18 protein-coding genes are annotated in these 17984 nt (G+C 54.3%); 6 read left to right on the top strand and 12 right to left on the bottom strand.

Translation table 11 applies throughout. From position 1 onward, the window contains the following. Positions 1-156: 156 nt before the first annotated feature. On the top strand, positions 157-1632 hold the full coding sequence (locus tag HNQ92_RS02810; RefSeq protein ID WP_184170604.1) for a M48 family metalloprotease: 1476 nt from the start codon (positions 157-159) through the stop codon (positions 1630-1632). 89 nt (positions 1633-1721) lie between these two features. Here HNQ92_RS02810 and HNQ92_RS02805 read toward each other — a convergent pair whose 3' ends face one another. Together HNQ92_RS02805 and HNQ92_RS02800 are read right to left on the bottom strand one after the other, a co-directional pair. Then, entirely contained in the window at positions 1722-3860 is a 2139-nt protein-coding gene (locus tag HNQ92_RS02805; protein WP_184170601.1) for a protein-disulfide reductase DsbD family protein, read from the bottom strand. 168 nt (positions 3861-4028) lie between these two features. Further along, complete coding sequence (locus HNQ92_RS02800; RefSeq protein ID WP_184170598.1) at positions 4029-4850, bottom strand: phytanoyl-CoA dioxygenase family protein; 822 nt, start codon at positions 4848-4850, stop codon at positions 4029-4031. A 158-nt stretch (positions 4851-5008) separates the two neighbouring features. On the opposite strand from HNQ92_RS02800, the gene HNQ92_RS02795 reads away from it, so the two are divergent. Next, entirely contained in the window at positions 5009-5899 is an 891-nt protein-coding gene (locus HNQ92_RS02795; RefSeq protein WP_184170595.1) for a helix-turn-helix domain-containing protein, read from the top strand. Here HNQ92_RS02795 and HNQ92_RS02790 read toward each other — a convergent pair. From HNQ92_RS02790 to HNQ92_RS02770, 5 genes are all read right to left on the bottom strand, one after another. Continuing rightward, complete coding sequence (locus HNQ92_RS02790) at positions 5869-6780, bottom strand: trypsin-like peptidase domain-containing protein (RefSeq protein WP_184170592.1); 912 nt, start codon at positions 6778-6780, stop codon at positions 5869-5871. The two genes, HNQ92_RS02795 and HNQ92_RS02790, sit on opposite strands and share 31 nt — an antisense overlap. 75 nt (positions 6781-6855) lie before the next feature. Then, entirely contained in the window at positions 6856-7398 is a 543-nt protein-coding gene (locus HNQ92_RS02785) for a DUF2911 domain-containing protein (RefSeq protein ID WP_184170589.1), read from the bottom strand. Positions 7399-7418: 20 nt separating this feature from the next. Then, positions 7419-8114, bottom strand: a complete 696-nt coding sequence (gene porG, locus HNQ92_RS02780) for a type IX secretion system protein PorG (protein ID WP_246439513.1) — start codon at positions 8112-8114, stop codon at positions 7419-7421. Positions 8115-8125: 11 nt separating this feature from the next. Continuing rightward, positions 8126-9145, bottom strand: a complete 1020-nt coding sequence (locus HNQ92_RS02775; RefSeq protein ID WP_246439511.1) for a hypothetical protein — start codon at positions 9143-9145, stop codon at positions 8126-8128. A 185-nt stretch (positions 9146-9330) separates the two neighbouring features. Continuing rightward, positions 9331-10404 carry a C40 family peptidase gene (locus tag HNQ92_RS02770; RefSeq protein ID WP_246439508.1) on the bottom strand — a complete coding sequence of 358 codons (1074 nt, stop codon included), beginning with the start codon at positions 10402-10404 and terminating at the stop codon, positions 9331-9333. Between the two features lie 174 nt (positions 10405-10578). On the opposite strand from HNQ92_RS02770, the gene HNQ92_RS02765 reads away from it, so the two are divergent. The 4 genes from HNQ92_RS02765 (at position 10579) to HNQ92_RS02750 (ending at position 14235) form a co-directional block, all read left to right on the top strand. Continuing rightward, complete coding sequence (locus tag HNQ92_RS02765; RefSeq protein ID WP_184170582.1) at positions 10579-11205, top strand: ABC transporter ATP-binding protein; 627 nt, start codon at positions 10579-10581, stop codon at positions 11203-11205. A gap of 51 nt (positions 11206-11256) precedes the next feature. After that, a complete protein-coding gene (locus HNQ92_RS02760; protein WP_184170579.1) occupies positions 11257-12507 on the top strand; it encodes an ABC transporter permease in 1251 nt (416 codons plus the stop codon). 68 nt (positions 12508-12575) lie between these two features. Beyond that, positions 12576-13025 carry a DUF3299 domain-containing protein gene (locus HNQ92_RS02755; RefSeq protein WP_184170576.1) on the top strand — a complete coding sequence of 150 codons (450 nt, stop codon included), beginning with the start codon at positions 12576-12578 and terminating at the stop codon, positions 13023-13025. Positions 13026-13131: 106 nt separating this feature from the next. Further along, positions 13132-14235, top strand: coding sequence for a site-2 protease family protein (locus HNQ92_RS02750; RefSeq protein WP_184170574.1), 1104 nt, complete (start codon positions 13132-13134; stop codon positions 14233-14235). A 63-nt stretch (positions 14236-14298) separates the two neighbouring features. On the opposite strand, the gene HNQ92_RS02745 is transcribed toward HNQ92_RS02750, so the two are convergent. The 5 genes from HNQ92_RS02745 to HNQ92_RS02725 form a co-directional block, all read right to left on the bottom strand. Further along, positions 14299-15027: a DUF72 domain-containing protein gene (locus tag HNQ92_RS02745; protein WP_184170571.1), complete on the bottom strand. Its 729-nt coding sequence runs from the start codon at positions 15025-15027 to the stop codon at positions 14299-14301. 85 nt (positions 15028-15112) lie between these two features. Next, positions 15113-16069 (bottom strand): N-acetylornithine carbamoyltransferase, encoded by a 957-nt coding sequence (locus tag HNQ92_RS02740; RefSeq protein WP_184170568.1) that lies wholly within the window; start codon positions 16067-16069, stop codon positions 15113-15115. A gap of 87 nt (positions 16070-16156) precedes the next feature. After that, positions 16157-17299, bottom strand: a complete 1143-nt coding sequence (locus HNQ92_RS02735; RefSeq protein WP_184170565.1) for an aspartate aminotransferase family protein — start codon at positions 17297-17299, stop codon at positions 16157-16159. A 159-nt stretch (positions 17300-17458) separates the two neighbouring features. Continuing rightward, entirely contained in the window at positions 17459-17716 is a 258-nt protein-coding gene (locus tag HNQ92_RS02730) for a type II toxin-antitoxin system VapC family toxin (RefSeq protein ID WP_246439506.1), read from the bottom strand. Next, positions 17710-17937, bottom strand: coding sequence for a hypothetical protein (locus HNQ92_RS02725; protein ID WP_184170562.1), 228 nt, complete (start codon positions 17935-17937; stop codon positions 17710-17712). The genes HNQ92_RS02730 and HNQ92_RS02725 overlap by 7 nt, the downstream gene beginning before the upstream one ends. Positions 17938-17984: the final 47 nt, after the last annotated feature.

Genomic DNA, 17984 nt, shown 5'->3' with positions numbered 1-17984 from the left:
GTACTTTACCTACCCCATTTTAATTGGTTAACTATCAATAAATTACAATACAATTTGTACGCTGTCGGATTCTCTGCGTACTTTTGGCACAATTCTTTGTGATGAAGAATGTGTCCTTTCTCCGCTCAACACACTACTTAACCTACATTCATCGGCATGAGATTACCCAAGATTACTTCCTCGCTGGTACTGCTTTCGGCCTTTTTGCTGCTGTCGGGCTGCTCGCGCAATCCCGTTTCGGGCAAGCGGGAGCTTATTTTTATGTCTCAAGATCAGGAAAAAGCCATTGGCCAGCAGTCGCACCCGTCGGTGGTGGCCACCATGGGGCTTTATGAAGACAAAAAATTGCAGGATTTTATCAATGATAAAGGCCAGGCGATGGCCAAAATTTCGCACCGCTCCGACCTCCCCTTTCAGTTTTTTATTGTAGACTCACCCGTGGTGAACGCCTTTGCGGTACCCGGCGGCTACGTATACTTTACGCGGGGCATCATGGCTCACTTCAACAACGAGGCGGAGTTTGCGGGGGTACTTGGGCACGAGATCGGCCACATCACGGCCCGGCACTCGGCCCGCCAGCAACGCACCCAGATCCTCAGCCAGGTAGGGCTGATCGCGGGCGTGATGGTGTCGGAGCAGTTTCGGCAAATGGCCGACGCCGCCCAGCAGAGCCTGGGGCTATTTCTGCTCAGCCACAGCCGGGCGCACGAGTCGGAGTCGGACGAAATTGGCGTGGAGTATTCGAGCAAAATCGGGTATGACGCCGTCGAAATGGCCGACTTCTTCGGTACCTTGAAGCGCCTCAGCGAGCGTAGCGGCCAGGTGATCCCGACGTTCCAGTCGACGCACCCCGACCCCGGCGACCGCCAGCAAACCGTGAAGAAACTGGCCCAGCAGTACCAGAAGAAGCACCCAGGTACCTACGTGGTGAACCGCGACAGCTATATGCGGATGATCGAAGGCATGGTGTACGGCGAAGACCCCAAGCAGGGCTTCGTGGAAAACAGCGTTTTTTACCATCCTGAGCTGAAGTTTCAGTTTCCGGTACCTAAGGAATGGCGCACCGAAAACTCACCCATCCAGTTTCAGATGGCCCCCAAAGACGGCAAGTCATTGATGCTGCTCACGCTGGCGCAGGGAAGTACCCTGGACGAAGCCGCGCAGAACGTGATCAAGCAGTATAATTTTAAGGTACTTGAAAATACCAAACGGACCATCAACGGCAACCAGGCGCTGGTGCTGGTGTCGGAACAGCAGCCGCAGCAACAGCAGGGCCAAGCCCAGGCGCCGCAGGACCCTAACACCGTGGTGCGTGTAGGTACCTGGCTTATTCAGTACGGCGGCAACATCTACGCCCTGCACGGCATGAGCTATGCCGCCCAGTTCACCACCAACCTACCTACTTTCCGGACCGTAGCCGAGGGCTTCCGTATCCTCACCGACCCCGACAAGCTCAACCGCAAGCCGGAGCGTATTTTGGTCAAGACCGTGCCGCGCAATGGTACTTTTGAAGAAACCATGCGCAGCCTGGGCATGCCCGCCAACCGCCTCGAAGACCTGGGTACGTTGAACGGCATGCAGCCCAAAGACGTGGTGCAGCAGGGTACTTTGATCAAGATTATTGGCAAATAAAAGGTACCTTTTGGGTACTTCTGGAGTACACAAAAAAGGAGAGAGGCCACGGTGGTCTCTCTCCTTTTTTGTATTAAAGTACCTACCGGCTACTGCTGCCGAAAAGCGGCTTTGCCGCTATCCAGAAACTTAGCGAAGTTTTCGGCATTCAGGTCGTAGTTGATGGGCGGTACCAGCAAGCCGCCTTCGTGGTCGACGAGGCAGTAGTGCGGCTGGGCGTTGTTGTTGTACCTTACGATCTGTAGGTCGCCGTTTTGCGCACCGATGGTTTTCTTTACTTTGTTATCATACGAAGACGTATACCAGTCCGCCTCGGGTAGTTCGGTCTTATCGTCCACGTACAGCGCCACCACCACGTAGTCTTCGCGCAGGCGTTGCAGTACGGGCGCTTCTGACCACACGCGGGCTTCCATTTCGCGGCAGTTGACGCAGCCGTGGCCCGTAAAATCAATAAAGACGGGCTTATTGACCTGCCGGGCGTAGGCCAGCGCCTGCTCGTAGTCGAAGAAGCCCTGCAAGCCGTGGGGTAGTTTAAAAAGCTCGGCGTGCTTGGGTACTTCGGCCAGGGGGGTACTTTCGGCCGAGGTACTTCTGGCCATACTAAAATCCTGCGTGGTCTGCGGTGGCAAGTAGCCCGAGAGCGCCTTCAACGGCGCGCCCCACATACCCGGCAGCATGTAAACGACAAACGTAAGCGTGACAATGGCCAGCAGAATGCGCGGTACGCTGAGGCGCTCCACGGGCGAGTCGTGCGGGGTGCGTATTTTTCCCAGCAAATAAAAACCCAACATGCCGAAAATCACGATCCAGAACGCCAGGTACACTTCGCGGTCCAGAATGCGCCAGTGGTACACCTGGTCGGCAATGCTCAGGAACTTCAGCGCCAGCGCCAGCTCCAGGAAACCCAGTACTACCTTCACGGTATTGAGCCAGCCGCCCGACTTGGGTAGGCTTTTGAGCCACTGCGGGAAAAGCGCAAAAACCGTAAACGGGATGGCAAAGGCCGATGAAAACGCCACCATGCCCACAATGGGCTTCACGACTTCGCCGCCCGCCGAGGCTACCAGCAAACTACCTACGATAGGCCCCGTACACGAAAACGACACCAGCACCAGCGTAAAGGCCATGAAGAAAATGCCCGCCAGCCCGCCGCGATCCGACTGAGCGTCGATTTTATTAACAAAACTACTAGGAAGTACGATTTCAAAAAGCCCCAAAAACGCCAACCCGAAAACGAAGAAGATGGCGAAAAACAGGACGTTGGGCAGCCAGTGGGTACTTACAAAGTTGGCAAAAGCCGGACCGTTGATGCGCGACACCAAAGTACCTATGAGCGTATAAATGAGGATGATCGAAATGCCGTAGATAAACGCTTTGCCCTTACCGCCCTGTTGTTTGGTAAAAAAGCTAACCGTCATGGGGATAATCGGGAACACGCAGGGCGTTAGCAGCGCCACCAGCCCGGCCAGAAAGGCCGCCAGGGCGAACGTCAGCAACGAATCGCTGGCGGCGGGGGTGCTGCCGGAGGTACCTTGAGGGGTACTTTCGAGCGTTGGTGCTGACCGTAACGACGCGTTGGAATCCTGGGCGGAGGAAGTCGCAGCGTCCACTGGGGCAGTATCCACTGGGGCAATGCCCGTGGGGGTACTTGCGGGCTCGGTAGTGGGGGCGGCGGGTGCTCGGGTGGCCACGGCCGCGCCGGTGGCAGCGTCGATGGCGTCCTGCTTTATGGGGGCCACTCCACTGGCGGCGGCGACTACTTTCAGGCCCGGGAATTCAAAATCTTCGCCGCCCGGCACGCACAGACCATTATTGAGGGTACAGGTCTGGTAGTCCGAGGTACCTTTGATCACCGGATTTTCTTTCAGGACCCGGATCGTCTGCCGAAACTCCCCCTTGCCCGTAAAGTACGTCACATCCCCGCGCCAGACGTCGTCATATTTTTTCTTGGGCTTAATGGCCTGGAGCTTCCCTACTTTCTCGTAGGATGGGTGCCCTTTTAAATCAAACGACGTGAGGATAGGGCCCAAGTCAGGATCAAAATCAGACGAGTAGAGGTACCAGGCCGGGTCGATGGTGGCCGTAAAGATGAGGTCTACCGTCTCGCCCGCCTTCACCTGGGCTTTGGAAAACGTGTAGGTCCACTTGGCGGGTTTCTGGATTTGCCCCAGCGCCACCTGGCTCAGCAAAGTACCCAGTAGCAACAGGAAGGAAGTATAACGATTCATAAACGTGATAGCGAATAAGGCTGCAAAGATCGTAAAGTTTAGCCAGGCTCACAGGTACCTTAGCCATGCTTTTAGAAAAGAACGTTTTTTACCAAAAAAAATTCGTCGCACCACCCCTTGCCCGGACGATACGACGAATAGCAAAGTACCTCTTTTAAATAGCGAGGTTCAGTAGCTGAATAGCACGGGGTTAAGCGCGCTGTCGGGCGTGGTACCCACGGCCTTACCCGCCAGCCAGGTGGTCCAGTCGGCCCGTTGGTACTCATTACGCGGCTCGGAGATCACCTGATCCTGGTCCATGTAGATCATCGTCATCACTTTGCGCGCCTGCTCGGAGGCGTTAGCTCCGGCCCGGTGAAAAAGCCAGCCCGCGTGGTAGCTTACTTCGCCCAGCGCAAAGGGCGTTTCGTGGAGCCGAAACTGACCGAGTTGCGTGGCCATCAGGGCTTCGCTTTCATCGCTGATTTCCAGATCGCGCCCAATTTCCACGCTTTGGCTCTTTTCAGCAAAGGCCAGCGGGCCCATTTCCAGCGGTGTGGCCTGCAAAGGTACCCACACCGTCACGGTGTTGGGCGAGGCCAGCGGCCAGTAAAACTGGTCGGCGTGCCAGGGCGTAATACCCCCCGACGGCTCTTTGTACAGGGCTTGGTCGTGGTAGAGCCGCACGCCCTTTACCTCCATCAGGTCGGCGGCGATTTGGGCCAGTCGCTTAGAAAAAACAAATTCCTGGGCCTCCTCATCCTCCCGCCAGAGGTTCATGATTTGCAAAAAAGCGCGCTCGTAGGTAGTGCGCTCCTCCATCGGCTTCGTCAGCGTATTGAGCCGGATCACCAGGTCGGTGATCAGCGTGCCGTAGTAGTGTAGCAACTCGGGGCTGAGTACGTTTTTTAGTTTTACGTAGCCGTACTCGCGGTAGAACTCCACGGCTCCGGTGGGTAGTTGGTAGGGCGTTGCCAGCTCTTCCAGCAGTACTTTTTTATCCAATGTCATTTTATACAAGGTAGGTTAAAAGCTAATTTGATTCTTTTGACAAAGTTCGCTTTTTCTTAAGGAAGAAATAATTAGCTTTTTTTCCTGTTTATGTACATTATTGATCAGTATACGATTTTCTCCTCACTAATTAGATCAATTTTTAACACAAACTAGCTATGAAGGCTTATCTGGAAGAAGTAGGACTGGGGGAGGGGCGGTCATTGGTAGTGAAGCATTTTCGAGGTCCGTACTTCGACGCGCCCTACCATTTCCATCCCGAGTACGAGCTCACTTACATCGTTCAGGGGCAGGGCCAGCGCTTCGTGGGCGACCAGGTCGAAGCGTTCCGGGAGGGCGATCTGGTACTTTTAGGACCCAACCTGGCTCACTGCTGGCGCAGCGACGAAAGGTACTATCAGGTACCTGCCACGCACGAAAGCGAGTCGGTAGTGATTCAGTTTTCGGAGCGCTTCGTGCAATCGGCTTTGGCGGGTATTCCGGAGTTTTCGGCCCTGACCCCTATTTTCCTGAGCGCTCAGCGCGGCCTCTGCTTTCGGCCCAGCCGCAACGACCATGACGCCGCTTCGGCGCTGAATCAGCCCCCCCAAAGTACCCCGGCCGAGCAGGTAGTTCTTTTTCTACGGTTATTACTGAATCTGGTGCAGGAAAATACACGGCGCTTCTTGGCAAGTGAGGGGTACTTGCCCCGCCCCAACCAAGTGGAGACCGACCGTATGCAACGCATCCTGGATTATACCATGTTACATTTCAAAGAAACCATTTCGTTGTCCGAAATAGCGGCAATAGCCCACCTGAGCGAGGCTGCTTTTTGTCGGTACTTTCGGCAGCGCACGCGCAAATCGTACGTAGCGTACCTCAACGAGCTTCGGGTGGGCCACGCCCGGCAGTTGCTCGTTACAACTTCAGAAGGCGTAGGACAGGTAGCGTTGCTTTGTGGCTTTCCGAACCTTTCCCACTTTCACCGGTTATTCCGGCGCTTTACGGGCTACAGCCCGCTGCGGTACCGGCAGTTGTATCAGGCCCCGGTGTCGCCGTCGGCTTCGTAAAAACGAATGTTCTTTTCGCGCAGGAAATTCTTGATGACATCCACGTGCACACACAGGCCCACGTTCAGGAAGGGGTAGTTGGAGACGCGCCGTTTCAGTCCTTCACTGATTACCTCCCGGTTGGTTTGGTCGAAGCCCAGGTGCAGGTGGCGCGTCGCGCTCTGCATCCCGTACACGACCCCGGCGCGGTCAAAGAGCGGACCGCCGCTTTGCCCGCGCAAGCCAGGCGTGCTCATTTCGATGCCGGTGATGCCGCTTTGGCCGCCGTTTTCACCAATGTGGCGCGTCACGATACCGTCGATGGGAAAATTGGGCGTATTGATGCGCCCTTCGTTGGTCCATTCGATGTCGTCGAGCTGCTGGTTGAGGCGGTAGTTGGTAAATTCGGGAAACGGGTACCCCAGCCGGCACAGGTACTTGCCCTGCCGGATGTGCCGCCCATCGCGCAGGAAGTAGGCGTGCCCCTGGTAGTGCTTGGCTTCGTAGTCGTGAAACTGAATGATGGCCAGGTCCTGGGAGGCGTGCAAATGAATGGTGAAACGTTTGAAGCCCGACACGGAATTGACGAAATTGGAGCGGACACGAATGGCGGTTTCTTTATTGATCTTGTACTGATCTTCCAGGCGCGTCCGTAAAGCGTCCGAAACGCGTCCCGAACCGTAGCTTCGAAGTTCGGTTTTAAATTTCAGGTAGTGGGCGTAGATAGCCTCGGCTTGTAGTAGATGCTCCGCTACGTGGCGGCAGGTAATGGCGCAGCCCTCTTCATTGACGAAGAAAAGCGTGGCCGTACCCGGAATAATGTCGGAGCCTCCGTAGTAGCGGGCAATAAAGTGAATAGGGCGCGTGAATTGATCTACTTTTTCAATGGCATCGACAAACATGGGAGGGTATACGTTGGGTCCGGGCTAAGGAAATAGGAACTTCCTTTAACCCCAAAAGTACGTAAAGCAGCCGTATTATTTAGGGCGAATGGGAACGATCACCTCGGTTTGGTCCCATTGCAGAATCATGGCCGTACCTTCGGGCTGATCTTCAAAGTAGATGGCAAATTTTTCGGCTACCTTGGGCTGTATACGAATATCGACGTCACTCCGGAACAAATCCTGGCCGTCGTTGTAGTTAGTCCCCCATTGCCCTACTTCCCTGTTCAGTATCACTTTCCACCTGGCGGGTCCGGGAATGGTCCAGAGGGTATACTGGCCCGCTTTCACCGGCTTACCGGCAAAGAGTACATCCTGCGCAAACTGAATCGTCGTGGCCTCGTTGGCTCCCGTACGCCATACCTTGTCGTAAGGTACCAGGGCGTTGTCCTGCTCACGGCCGAAAATCAGGCGACTCTTTTTGGAAGGGCGTGAGTACTGTACGGCTACTTGCAGCCCGTTTTTGTTGTATTCCGCTACGGCTTCGGGACTAAATGACTTGGTATAGCTTCGCAGACCCAGAAAGGCCACCAACGCTACTACCACCAGGATGAGTACAATCAGGAGAGGTTTCTTCATAAAAAAAAGCTGGTAGCGTATTATTCCGGGCAGGTGATTCGGTAAAAAGTATAAGTCAAGGAAAGCCCCAGGTAGTAGTACATGTCTTTGAGGGCCGGGTTGCCCTGCTCGAGCCGATTGGTACTGAGCCGCTCGCCCAGGTTATCCAGGTTGTCGGTGAACGTTTTGCGGGTACCAAACTCCAGCCCGACGCTCCAGGGACGATGGATCTGGTACTTGACCCCCACGCCAAACGGAATGACTAACCCACGGGTAGGGTACCCTTCGGTTTTGGGGGAAGGCTTAAACCCCATGTACCCTACGCCTCCAAACACGTAGGGCGTCCAGTTGAAGGCAAAGCGGCGATCTTCGTAGTTGAGGAAATTGTACTCCGTCAGCAGGGCTACCTCGGAAATACGGGTACGAAACGAGAGATTGCGCGCTTGTTGAAAAGCTTCCTTGGCGTACTGGTCGTCGGCGGTGATGCTTCCTAGCAACCCCTCGGCCCGAAACGAAACCGACCGGCTGACATTATACCGAAAAAATAAACTACCCCCGGGCCGGAAAAAGCGGGGATTGAATGCGGGCGAGATGTCGCCTTTGTAATTAAAAGCGCCCACGCTCGCACCCAGCTCGATTTGTTGGGCGTACACGCATCCGGCATTTCCCAAGAAAAAGCAAGTACCTATGACCCCCATGAGCCGTAGGTACTTGCGCCCTAAAATACGTTGGATCAAAAGCAAAGGAATTATTTTAACGGAGGACATTTAATCGGGCTTCCCAGAATGTAGTTGATATGGATCATTCCCAGTAGGTAGCTATCTTTACGCGCAGCAGATCCACGTAAAGTACCAGGTGTAGCAAAGTCAGTTTGCTGAATGGTAGTGAAAGGGTCGCCCGATTCTATATTGTATTGATTTCTAAGAAAAGTCTGGAGGCCTTCTGTCCGGTCTCTGTTTTTTCGAGCGGCGGTAGGCTCCGCCGAGCGGTTAGCCATCGCCCGTGCCAGGTCATTCTTCAGCAGATTAGGATCAGCATAATTCCCGCTAGCATCATCCAAATAGTCGGTAGAAGTAAATCGAAAGCCCAGCTCCGCCGAAATATCCCAGCGAGGATTAATCTTGTAGCGCACACCTACGCCTACAGGTATTGCTAATTGAACCAATGAATATGGCTTGGCATACTCAGGGTTCCCTTGCCCTTCAGTACCCAATGGTTGCAGTTTAACCCATTGATCTCCTTCTATATCGGGTACCCGCGCCATCGGATTATGAGCTACGGCCGCTACCCCGGCAAAAAGATAAGTACCAAATTGAGCCCGGCGATCATAGCTTCGACTATCGGGAGTAAGTTTAAAGATTCCGATGGCCGCAAATTCTTTCAAGTCGTTGCGGAAGTGTAGGTTACGGGCATAGTAAAAATTACCTTCGTAGTTCCCGGTATTCATTAAATGATCATCTCCCATAATACGAGCCCAGGTAAAAGAAGCCCTGGCCGCAAAACGAGGAGTAAAATGACGAGTATAATTTCCGGTCATACTCCACCTCATAGGCTTAAATATAGATACCACATGACGGCTATAAGGGGCCATCTCACCAAAATAACTGGAAGTACCTACGCCGAAAGCGACACTCGAATAGGGTACGAAATTATTGAATCGCCGTTGTGCTTCTACCTCACTTGCGGCGAGTGTTAGCAGCAATAGTGCGCCTGCCATGATCCCTTTTCTCAGGCTATCTTTCCGACTTTTTGCGAAAACTGTATTCATACGGCTCAGTCTGTAATTCGGCAAAAATAAGTTTAGTTGATGGTTTAATAGCAGCATTGCTTATGTCTTGAACGTTTTAATCAACACTTTATTTGCAGCTTGGTTTTATTTTCGATTCGCGGTCAACCTTCTCTAAAGTACTTCCATCGCCTTTATGTTTGGGTCAGGGTACTTTATGGCCAGGGCTACTTCAATTCCGATACCCCTTGGGCGTTGCCCAGCAGCCGCTTGGCTCGTAAGAAACGGTTCCGCTCGAAGGCGTCGTAGTTGGGTGCGGCGGGGTCCAGGCTGCTGGTGCGGATTTGCCCCGAGGCATGAATAAACTCCTGGTTGCCAATCCACATGCCCACGTGCGTCACTTTTTCAGGGGTAGTTTCGGTGGCTTTGGTTCCAAAAAACAGCAGATCGCCGGGCCGCAACTGCTCGAAGCCCGCGGAGGTATCCACCAGCTCGCCGGTATGTACCTGCTGCGAGGCGTCGCGCGGAAGTACCCAGCCGTTGAGGTAGTAGATGGTTTTGGTAAAACCGCTGCAATCCATGCCTTTGTACGAAGTACCTCCCCACAGATACGGGATACCCATCATGCGCCGGGCCGTCTGCACCAGCGACTCCTCCGTGAGCTGCAAGGTACCTACCCATTCGTGGTAGGGGCGCGCTTCGGCTTGGGCCACGTGGGCCTCCCGGCCGTCGGGGTACTTGACGTGGTAAAAATCCTTTTTTGTGGCCAGCAACTGAAGTACATCACCCGCCACCAGGTCCGAAACGGTTTGTCCCTGCGCATCTTCTTTTTCGTAAGAAAAACCGTACGGGCGCAGGTAGATCAGCTTGGGGGTACTTTGCCAGGCCTCAAAGTGCGCCTGGTCCATGCGCTGCATACCGCCCCAGTCGATCCAGGCAATGTACTGGTCGGGGGTTTGTACCAGGTACCAGCCCCGGTCTTTGTCAAGTACCTTCAGGGGCATGCCCAGCAGCGCCTGCGTGGCCAGCTCAGCGGCATCGCGGGGTTGGGAGCGAATATTGGCCACCGACACCCGCACCACGCCGTAGGTTTCGGCCCCAAGTACCTCGGCCGGAAGTACCTGTATCTGGTCATTGAACGTGAGTTTCTCTTCCTGTAGCCGACGAATCAGCGACTGACGGGCCTCGGGCAGGTTGGTCTTCCCGCTCAGGGTACCTTGCTCGTCGGCCGTTATTTCAAAAATCGCCACGCGGCGGTCGGGTGCGTACTGGGTCCTCACCTCTTCGATAATCTTCTGCATAGTCGGTTTTGTTTGGGCATTTACCAAACTGGCCCATCCCAAAAGCCCGCAAAGTAACGCGATCTGCTTCATGAGTACGTTTCATTTAGGAAGCAAAGTTAATGCCATGAGGTACCTGCCCAAGGTAGATTCCTCGGAAAGTTCTTTATTTTTGTCAAAAAGCTGCCGAAACGTATGATCTTTTGCCAGAACCTCACTTTTTCGTATTCTCCCCAGAAGAAATTCAAGTTCCCCACCATCCGGTGTCAGGATGGCGAAGCCCTGCTCATCCTGGGGCAGTCGGGACGCGGCAAAACGACCTTGCTGCACTTGCTGGCGCTACTGCTGCGGCCCGAGTCGGGTGAGATTATCCTCAACGAGCGGCCCGTTCTTTCGCTGAATTCCAACGAAATAGCCTCCCTGCGCGCCAACCAGATTGGGATCATCTACCAGCGGCCGCACTTTGTGAGCGCGCTCTCGGTACTGGACAATGTACTGATGCCCAACTACCTGGCGGGCCGCAAGCAAGACAAACACAAAGCTGCCTACCTGGCCGACCAGCTGGGCTTCGGCGACCACCTCGACAAGAAAACGCACCAGCTCAGCCAGGGCGAGCAGCAGCGCGTGAGCATAGCCCGGGCGCTCATGAACGACCCGACGGTGATCCTGGCCGACGAACCTACCTCCAGCCTCGACGACGACAATTGTGAGCGGGTGATCAACCTGCTCCAGGAGCAGTCGGCCCGGATTGGGGCCAGCCTGGTGGTAGTTACGCACGACCAACGCCTGAAAGACGAGTTTTCGAACCAGGTACTTTTGTAAATGCCCCGCCACTGCCAAGTACCTACTTTTTTATGCTAAAGTACCACCCCTATGAATCTTCTGAAAATAAGCTGGGCCAATATCAAAGACAAAAAACTCAATAGCTTTCTGAGCGCATTGCTGCTGACGTTGGGCATTGGCATGATCTCGCTGCTGCTGTTGCTCAACAAGCAGCTCGACGAACAATTTAAACGCAACATCCGCGGCATCGACATGGTGGTGGGCGCCAAAGGAAGTCCGCTGCAGCTCATTCTATCGAGCATTTATCAGATCGACGCCCCTACGGGCAATGTACCCCTGGCGGAGGTGAATAAACTGAAAATGAACCCCTTTGTGAAGACGGTGATCCCGCTTTCGATGGGTGACAACTACCGTGGCTTCCGGATTGTGGGTACTACGGCACAGTACCCGGCGCATTTCGAGGCAACGGTGGCGGAAGGTACTTTATTTAACGAAACCCTGGAAGTAACCCTGGGCAGCCGGGTAGCCGAAGCCACGGGGCTGAAGATTGGCGATACCTTTGCGAGCTCGCACGGCCTGGACGCCGAGGGCGACGCCCACGACGACGTGAAGTACCGCGTGGTAGGTACTTTTGCGCCCACCGGCGCGGTAGTAGACCAGCTTATTCTTACGGATCTGAGTAGTGTTTGGGCCATTCATGAGCACGAGGAGGCCCCCCCAGCGGGCGTCAAAGAGAACGACCCCGCCCACGAAGAAACGATGGCTATGCTCGGCGGTGCCCCCCGATCTTCGGAAGATAAAGAAGTGACGAGCGCGCTGATCCAGTTTCGGAATCCGATGGGGCTGATCACGCTGCCCCGCCAGATCAACGCCAATACCTCCATGCAGTCGGCCCTGCCCAGCATTGAGATCGACCGGCTGTTTTCGCTGCTGGGCGTAGGGATCGATACTCTGCGGGCGCTGGCGCTGCTGATCATTTTTATTGCCGGCGTGAGCGTGTTTGTTTCTTTGTACAATTCTCTCAAAGAACGAAAGTACGAAATGGCGCTGATGCTCTCGATGGGCGCTACCCGCAGCAAGCTCTTCCTGATGCTCCTGCTCGAAGGATTGGTGCTGGCGCTGGTGGGCTTTATAGCGGGTACTTTGCTCAGCCGGGTCGGTTTGTGGCTCTTCAGCCGGGCCGCCGAGCAGGACTACCACTATACGTTCAGCGGCCTCACGCTCCTTCCCGAAGAACTTTATCTCCTACTAGCGGCGTTACTTATTGGGGCCCTGGCGGCGGCACTGCCTTCGCTGGGCATCTACCGGCTCAACATTTCCCGTACCCTGGCCGAAGATTGATATTGGTTTTTGTAAGGGATTCGTTTTAATTTTGTTACAACAATAAAAACACAACTACCTGGCTACTCATGAAAGCGCTAAGTCGAATCATACTTCCCTTTTTGGCTATATCTCTGCTGGCCTTTACCCCGGCGTATGCCCCCGTGAAAGTTACCTGGGAAACGCTGCGTGATGTAACCTTCAAAAAGAAATGGTACGCCGAAGAGCAGGTTTATATGCTCTACCCTACTTTTGGACCGGCTATACAAAAGCTGAGCAACAAAGAAGTATCCATTACGGGCTACGTACTTCCCATCGACCTCGACGCCAACCTGTACGTACTTTCGGCCTTTCCGTACAGCGCCTGCTTCTTTTGCGGGGGTGCGGGGCCGGAGTCGGTGATGTCGTTGCAATTCAAGAAAAATACGCGCAAGTTCAAAACCGACGAGCGGCTGACCTTCAAAGGTACCCTCAAGCTGAACGCCGACGATATTTACCAGATGAACTACATCCTGGAAGACGCCGAAATCGCCGACTAACACCCGGCATGGCACATCCTTTTTAGGGAAAGGAGCGGAAGAAGGGAGGTACTTCTTCCGCTTTTTTTGTGGTAAAAACGACCTTGTTTTTGAAAACAACACTACGATGAAATATTCACTCAATCTTGGAAAGATTGCGGGCATACGCCTTTCTATCCACTGGACGTTCGCCATTCTGCTCGTCTACGTTATTTTTTCGACGATGAACCAAGGTACCTCCCAGACCATCTGGATGGTACTTTTTACGCTGGCTATCTTTGCCTGCGTGGTGCTGCACGAGCTAGGCCACGCCCTGGCCGCCCGGCGCTACGGCATCCCCACCCGTAGCATCACGCTACTACCCATTGGCGGGGTGGCCAGCCTGGAGCGCATTCCTGAAAAGCCCTCCGAAGAACTGGTAGTGGCGCTGGCGGGGCCTCTGGTGAATTTGCTCATTATGCTGGTCCTTATTCCGTTTGTAAAATTTCCTGCTTCTACCGACGAGCTCACTGAGCTGGCGGCGATCAACCAAAGTACCTTTTTGATCAACCTGCTGGCCATCAACGGCTGGTTGGCGCTGTTCAACCTCATTCCGGCGTTCCCGATGGACGGCGGACGGGTACTTCGGGCACTGCTGTCATTTCGGATGGAGCGGGCACGGGCTACGCGCATCGCGGCATCCATTGGGCAGTTCCTGGCCATTGGATTCGTTATTTTGGGTTTCTTTGGTAATCCTTTTTTGGTTTTCATAGGCCTTTTTATCTTTCTGGGAGCGCAGCAGGAAACGACCCACGTCCAAACCAGCGCGGCTTTTCAGGGCCATACCGTGAGCGAAGTAAGCATGAGTACCTACCCCACGCTCCACCAAAGCGACTTGGTACAGGACGCCGTCCAGCTCTTGCTCGACAGCCAGAACCGGAACTTCCTGATCGTAGATACCTTCAAAGAACCCGTGGGTACCCTCTCACGCGAGACGCTCATCAAGGGCCTGGCCGAGCGGGGCAACGCGGCTTTTCTGTCAGATGTCATGGACCCCGACATCCTGTACCTGGACGCTACGCTCCCGCTCCAGGAAGCCTGGCAGCTGATGCAGACCCAGAAAAAAAGCTTCGCGCTGGTACGTAGCAACGGACAAATAGTGGGAGCCCTCGACCCCGAAAATGTGGTTGAGTTCCTGATGGTGCAGCAGGCCGTGCTGGGAAAAAATGTAGCGGGAAGGGGTACTTTTTAAAAGATGCCGCCGTAAACCTCGGCCACAGTGAGTGCTTGACCAAGTACCTTCAGGTCTTACTTTTCACTGCCCCACCAGCGTCCGCAACGTCCAGGCGTTGCGGACGGCATTGCCACCGCCGTCGTTGTTGAAATACACAAATACCTCCTTGCCCGCCTGCTCCCACTCCCGCAGGCGGTCGGCCCACCAGCGCAGGTCCTGGTCGGAGTAGGAACCGCCGTAGAGCCAGTCGGTGTCGGGCCCGTGCAGGCGTACGTACACAAAAGCGGCCGTAGCGCGCAGGATACAGGGCAAATGCGCTCCGCTCATGATACAGTAGGCGGCCTGGTGTTGTTCCAATAAAGAAAATATAGAATCCTGGTGCCAGCTCGGGTGCCGAAACTCCACGGCCGTCCGTAGCCAGGGGGGTACCTGGTCCAGGAAGTACGCCAGGCGGTCGTAGTCGTAGGCAAAGAGGGGCGACAGCTGCACCAGCAAAATAGCCCGCTTGTCGCCCAGGGTGTGCCAGCAGGTTTTGATGCGGTGGAGCCACCGCTCGGGTGCGTAGAGTTTTTTGGCGTGCGTCAGCCCGCGGGGCGCTTTTACGGTGAGCAGAAAGCCCTCGGGCAGGCGCTGACGCCAGGACGCGAAGGTAGCCACGCGCGGCCAGTGGTAATAGCTGCTGTTGAGCTCGACGGTGCGAAAGTGCTGCACGTAGTAGTCGCGCCGCTGCGCCACGGGCGTATCCGGCGGGTAAAGTACCCCCTGCCAGTGATCGTAGCTCCAGCCTGATGTGCCGATGTGGATGGCCATTTTGCTTCGCTTTTTGGTTCTAAAAAGAAAAACGCGAAGTAGTAGGTACTTCGCGCGTTTGCTTGATGCTATAAAGAGATAAAAATCATTCCTCGAGCATGCCTAAAAGTACCTCTTTGAGGGCGGCTTGGGCGGCCCACTCGCGGTTGGCGGCCTGCTCGATCACGAGTGAGCGAGGGCCGTCCAGTACTTCGTCGGCTACTTTCATGTTGCGGCGCAGCGGCAGGCAGTGCATAAACTTCCCGTTATCGGTCAGGGCCATTTTGGCTTCCGTGAGCATCCAGGATGGGTCCTGGCTAAGTACCCTTCCGTACTCCTGGTACGACGACCAGTTTTTGCCGTATACAAAATCCGCCCCTTCCAGCGCCTTGTCCTGGTCATAAACCACCTGCGCGTTACCCACAAACTGCGGGGCCAGGTCGTAGCCCTCGGGGTGCGTCACCACCAGCTCTACGTCCATGTGGTTCATCCACTCACAGAAAGAGTTGGCCACGGCCTGCGGCAGCGCCTTGAAGTGCGGCAACCAGGTAAGTACCACCTTGGGGCGTTTTTTTACTTTAAATTCTTCAATCGTAATGCAGTCGGCCAGCGACTGGAGCGGGTGCCGCGTGGCCGACTCCAGGTTCACGATGGGTACGTTGGCGTATTTTTTAAACTGCTGAAATACCAGTTCAGCGTAGTCCTTGTCGCGGTCCTGGAGCTCGGCGAAGGAGCGTATGCCGATGATGTCGCAGTAGCTCCCGATGACGGCGGCCGCTTCCTTCACGTGCTCCGCCTTGTTGCCGTTCATCACCACGCCTTCTTCCATTTCCAGCCCCCAGCTATCTTGCCCCACGTTCATCACGATCACGTTCAGGCCCAGGTTCTGGGCTGCTTTCTGGGTACTTATGCGCGTTCGTAGACTTGAATTAAAAAAAAGCAGCCCGATGGTTTTGTTCCGGCCCATTTGCTGGTCGGAAAAAGGGTTTCGTTTGGCAATAATTCCACTGGTAATCAACTGATGAACATCGGCTACGTCGTGGATGGAAAGGAAGTGGTTCATTGGTTGGTTTATCAAAATTTTTGAAAGGCGGAGTGTCCTGGTTTGGGGTACTTGCAAAGGTACTTACTGAATGCGGCCACACGATAGCTATGCGCCCTTTACTTCGACATTCAGGCATACCTGCAAAGCCTCCAGAAACGCATCGGCTTCGGCCTGGCCCAGCGCCAGTGAAGGCAGCAGACGAATGGTATTCGCTCCCGCCACACCCGTGAAAAGCTTATGCTCAAAGAGTAGTTTATTACGCAGGTCTTTGACCGGAAAGTCATACTCGATCCCGATCATGAGACCACGACCGCGCAGTTCCTTGTAGCCGCCGATTTCCCGGATACCCTGCATGAGGTACTCGCCCATACGAGCCGCGTTTTCGATCAGGTTTTCTTCTTTCATGATATCCAGTACCGCTACGCCCGCCGCACAAGCCAGGTGGTTGCCGCCAAAGGTAGTACCCAGCAGCCCGTAGCTGGCCTTGAACTTCGGCGCAATAAGTACCCCCCCGATCGGGAAGCCGTTGCCCATGCCCTTGGCCATCGTCATGAGGTCGGGGTGGATGCCGCTAAACTGGTGCGAGAAGAAACGCCCCGTGCGCCCGTAGCCGCACTGCACGCTGTCCAGGATCAGTACCGCGCCCGTTTCGTCGCACTTCCGGCGGAGCGTTTGCAAGAATTCGTCCGAACAAACCTGAATGCCCCCCACGCCCTGAATACCCTCGACGATCACAGCGCAAACCTCGTCCGTAATGCCAGCTTCGGCCGCGGCCGCGTCGTTAAAAGGCAGGAACGTGACGTGCTCCTTGTAGTTGACGGGGGCCACAATCGACGGGTTGTCAGTAACGGCCACGGCACCGGCCGTACGCCCGTGAAACGACTTCGTAAAAGCGATCACCTTGGTACGGCCATTATGAAACGAAGCCAGTTTCAGGGCGTTTTCGTTGGCCTCCGCGCCCGAATTGCACAGAAACAACCGGTAGTCGGGATAGCCCGACAAAGTACCTAGCTTCTCGGCCAGCTCCTCCTGCAAAGGGATCTGGACGGAATTAGAATAGAAGCTGATGGCCCGGAGCTGCTGCGTGAGCTTCTCCACGTAGTACGGGTGTGCGTGCCCCACCGAAATGACGGCGTGGCCTCCGTAGAGATCGGTGTAGCGGGTACCTTGCTTGTCCCAAAGGTAGCTGCCCTCTGCCTTAACGGGCTCTATATCGTAAAGCGGATAAACGTCGAATAAGTGATTCATTGGTTGCCTAGTTGATGGTTGCTATTGAGAATTGATTTCTTACTATTTAAATAAGTTTCAATCCTTCTATTCTTTGAAAGTGGTTAATATTTAGCGTTTTGATAGGTAATCCCAAGTTTATAGCCGTAGCGGCGAAAAAATGTCTCGAAACTCAATCAGTTAGTTACGCCTTCGCAAAGAGTGATAAATGTCAGCCGCCTTTTGAGAAGCCAATTGATCAAATGGGAGAATCGTTACTGCGCTCAATAAAACGTCAACATCCTTTTGTTTCTGAGCATCGGTAACTCCCATCATTAATTCAAATACAGTCACTGAGGAAACAAACAGTAAGGCATCATTCGGTAAAAGTGCCAATTGACTCTCGGCTTTGTTCTTTTTCCGAAGGTGTTCAATGAATACTGACGTATCTATTACCATTTGGGAGCTTGCCACTGGCCGTACTGTTTTATGGTTGCTTTCATTTTTTCAATTTCTTCCTCATCCCATACCGACACATCTCTGATCTTTCGCTTCCAGCCCGACAGGTCTCCTTTGGACTCTTCAAGCTTTTGCTCAAGCAGTAGATTATCCATAAATGCCAACAATTGCTGCCGATGGATTTGGCTAAGTTCCCGGTATTTGGTTAACAGCTCTTCCATAGTACTAGGATTTCAACGTTGTATTAATAAGCAGGTTTTTATTCCTT

The sequence above is a fragment of the Rhabdobacter roseus genome (genome assembly GCF_014202275.1).
GTDB lineage: Bacteria > Bacteroidota > Bacteroidia > Cytophagales > Spirosomataceae > Rhabdobacter > Rhabdobacter roseus.
Note: the sequence above shows the minus strand (reverse complement) of the source record. Positions and strands in the feature narration are given on the sequence as shown.

Bases quoted from the DNA above. Each gene is read 5' to 3' on its own strand.
- HNQ92_RS02810 (WP_184170604.1), top strand. From the start codon at position 157: ATGAGATTACCCAAGATTACTTCCTCGCTGGTACTGCTTTCGGCCTTT.
- HNQ92_RS02805 (WP_184170601.1), bottom strand. From the start codon at position 3,860: ATGAATCGTTATACTTCCTTCCTGTTGCTACTGGGTACTTTGCTGAGC.
- HNQ92_RS02800 (WP_184170598.1), bottom strand. From the start codon at position 4,850: ATGACATTGGATAAAAAAGTACTGCTGGAAGAGCTGGCAACGCCCTAC.
- HNQ92_RS02795 (WP_184170595.1), top strand. From the start codon at position 5,009: ATGAAGGCTTATCTGGAAGAAGTAGGACTGGGGGAGGGGCGGTCATTG.
- HNQ92_RS02790 (WP_184170592.1), bottom strand. From the start codon at position 6,780: ATGTTTGTCGATGCCATTGAAAAAGTAGATCAATTCACGCGCCCTATT.
- HNQ92_RS02785 (WP_184170589.1), bottom strand. From the start codon at position 7,398: ATGAAGAAACCTCTCCTGATTGTACTCATCCTGGTGGTAGTAGCGTTG.
- HNQ92_RS02775 (WP_246439511.1), bottom strand. From the start codon at position 9,145: ATGAATACAGTTTTCGCAAAAAGTCGGAAAGATAGCCTGAGAAAAGGG.
- HNQ92_RS02770 (WP_246439508.1), bottom strand. From the start codon at position 10,404: ATGCAGAAGATTATCGAAGAGGTGAGGACCCAGTACGCACCCGACCGC.
- HNQ92_RS02765 (WP_184170582.1), top strand. From the start codon at position 10,579: ATGATCTTTTGCCAGAACCTCACTTTTTCGTATTCTCCCCAGAAGAAA.
- HNQ92_RS02760 (WP_184170579.1), top strand. From the start codon at position 11,257: ATGAATCTTCTGAAAATAAGCTGGGCCAATATCAAAGACAAAAAACTC.
- HNQ92_RS02755 (WP_184170576.1), top strand. From the start codon at position 12,576: ATGAAAGCGCTAAGTCGAATCATACTTCCCTTTTTGGCTATATCTCTG.
- HNQ92_RS02750 (WP_184170574.1), top strand. From the start codon at position 13,132: ATGAAATATTCACTCAATCTTGGAAAGATTGCGGGCATACGCCTTTCT.
- HNQ92_RS02745 (WP_184170571.1), bottom strand. From the start codon at position 15,027: ATGGCCATCCACATCGGCACATCAGGCTGGAGCTACGATCACTGGCAG.
- HNQ92_RS02740 (WP_184170568.1), bottom strand. From the start codon at position 16,069: ATGAACCACTTCCTTTCCATCCACGACGTAGCCGATGTTCATCAGTTG.
- HNQ92_RS02735 (WP_184170565.1), bottom strand. From the start codon at position 17,299: ATGAATCACTTATTCGACGTTTATCCGCTTTACGATATAGAGCCCGTT.
- HNQ92_RS02730 (WP_246439506.1), bottom strand. From the start codon at position 17,716: ATGGTAATAGATACGTCAGTATTCATTGAACACCTTCGGAAAAAGAAC.
- HNQ92_RS02725 (WP_184170562.1), bottom strand. From the start codon at position 17,937: ATGGAAGAGCTGTTAACCAAATACCGGGAACTTAGCCAAATCCATCGG.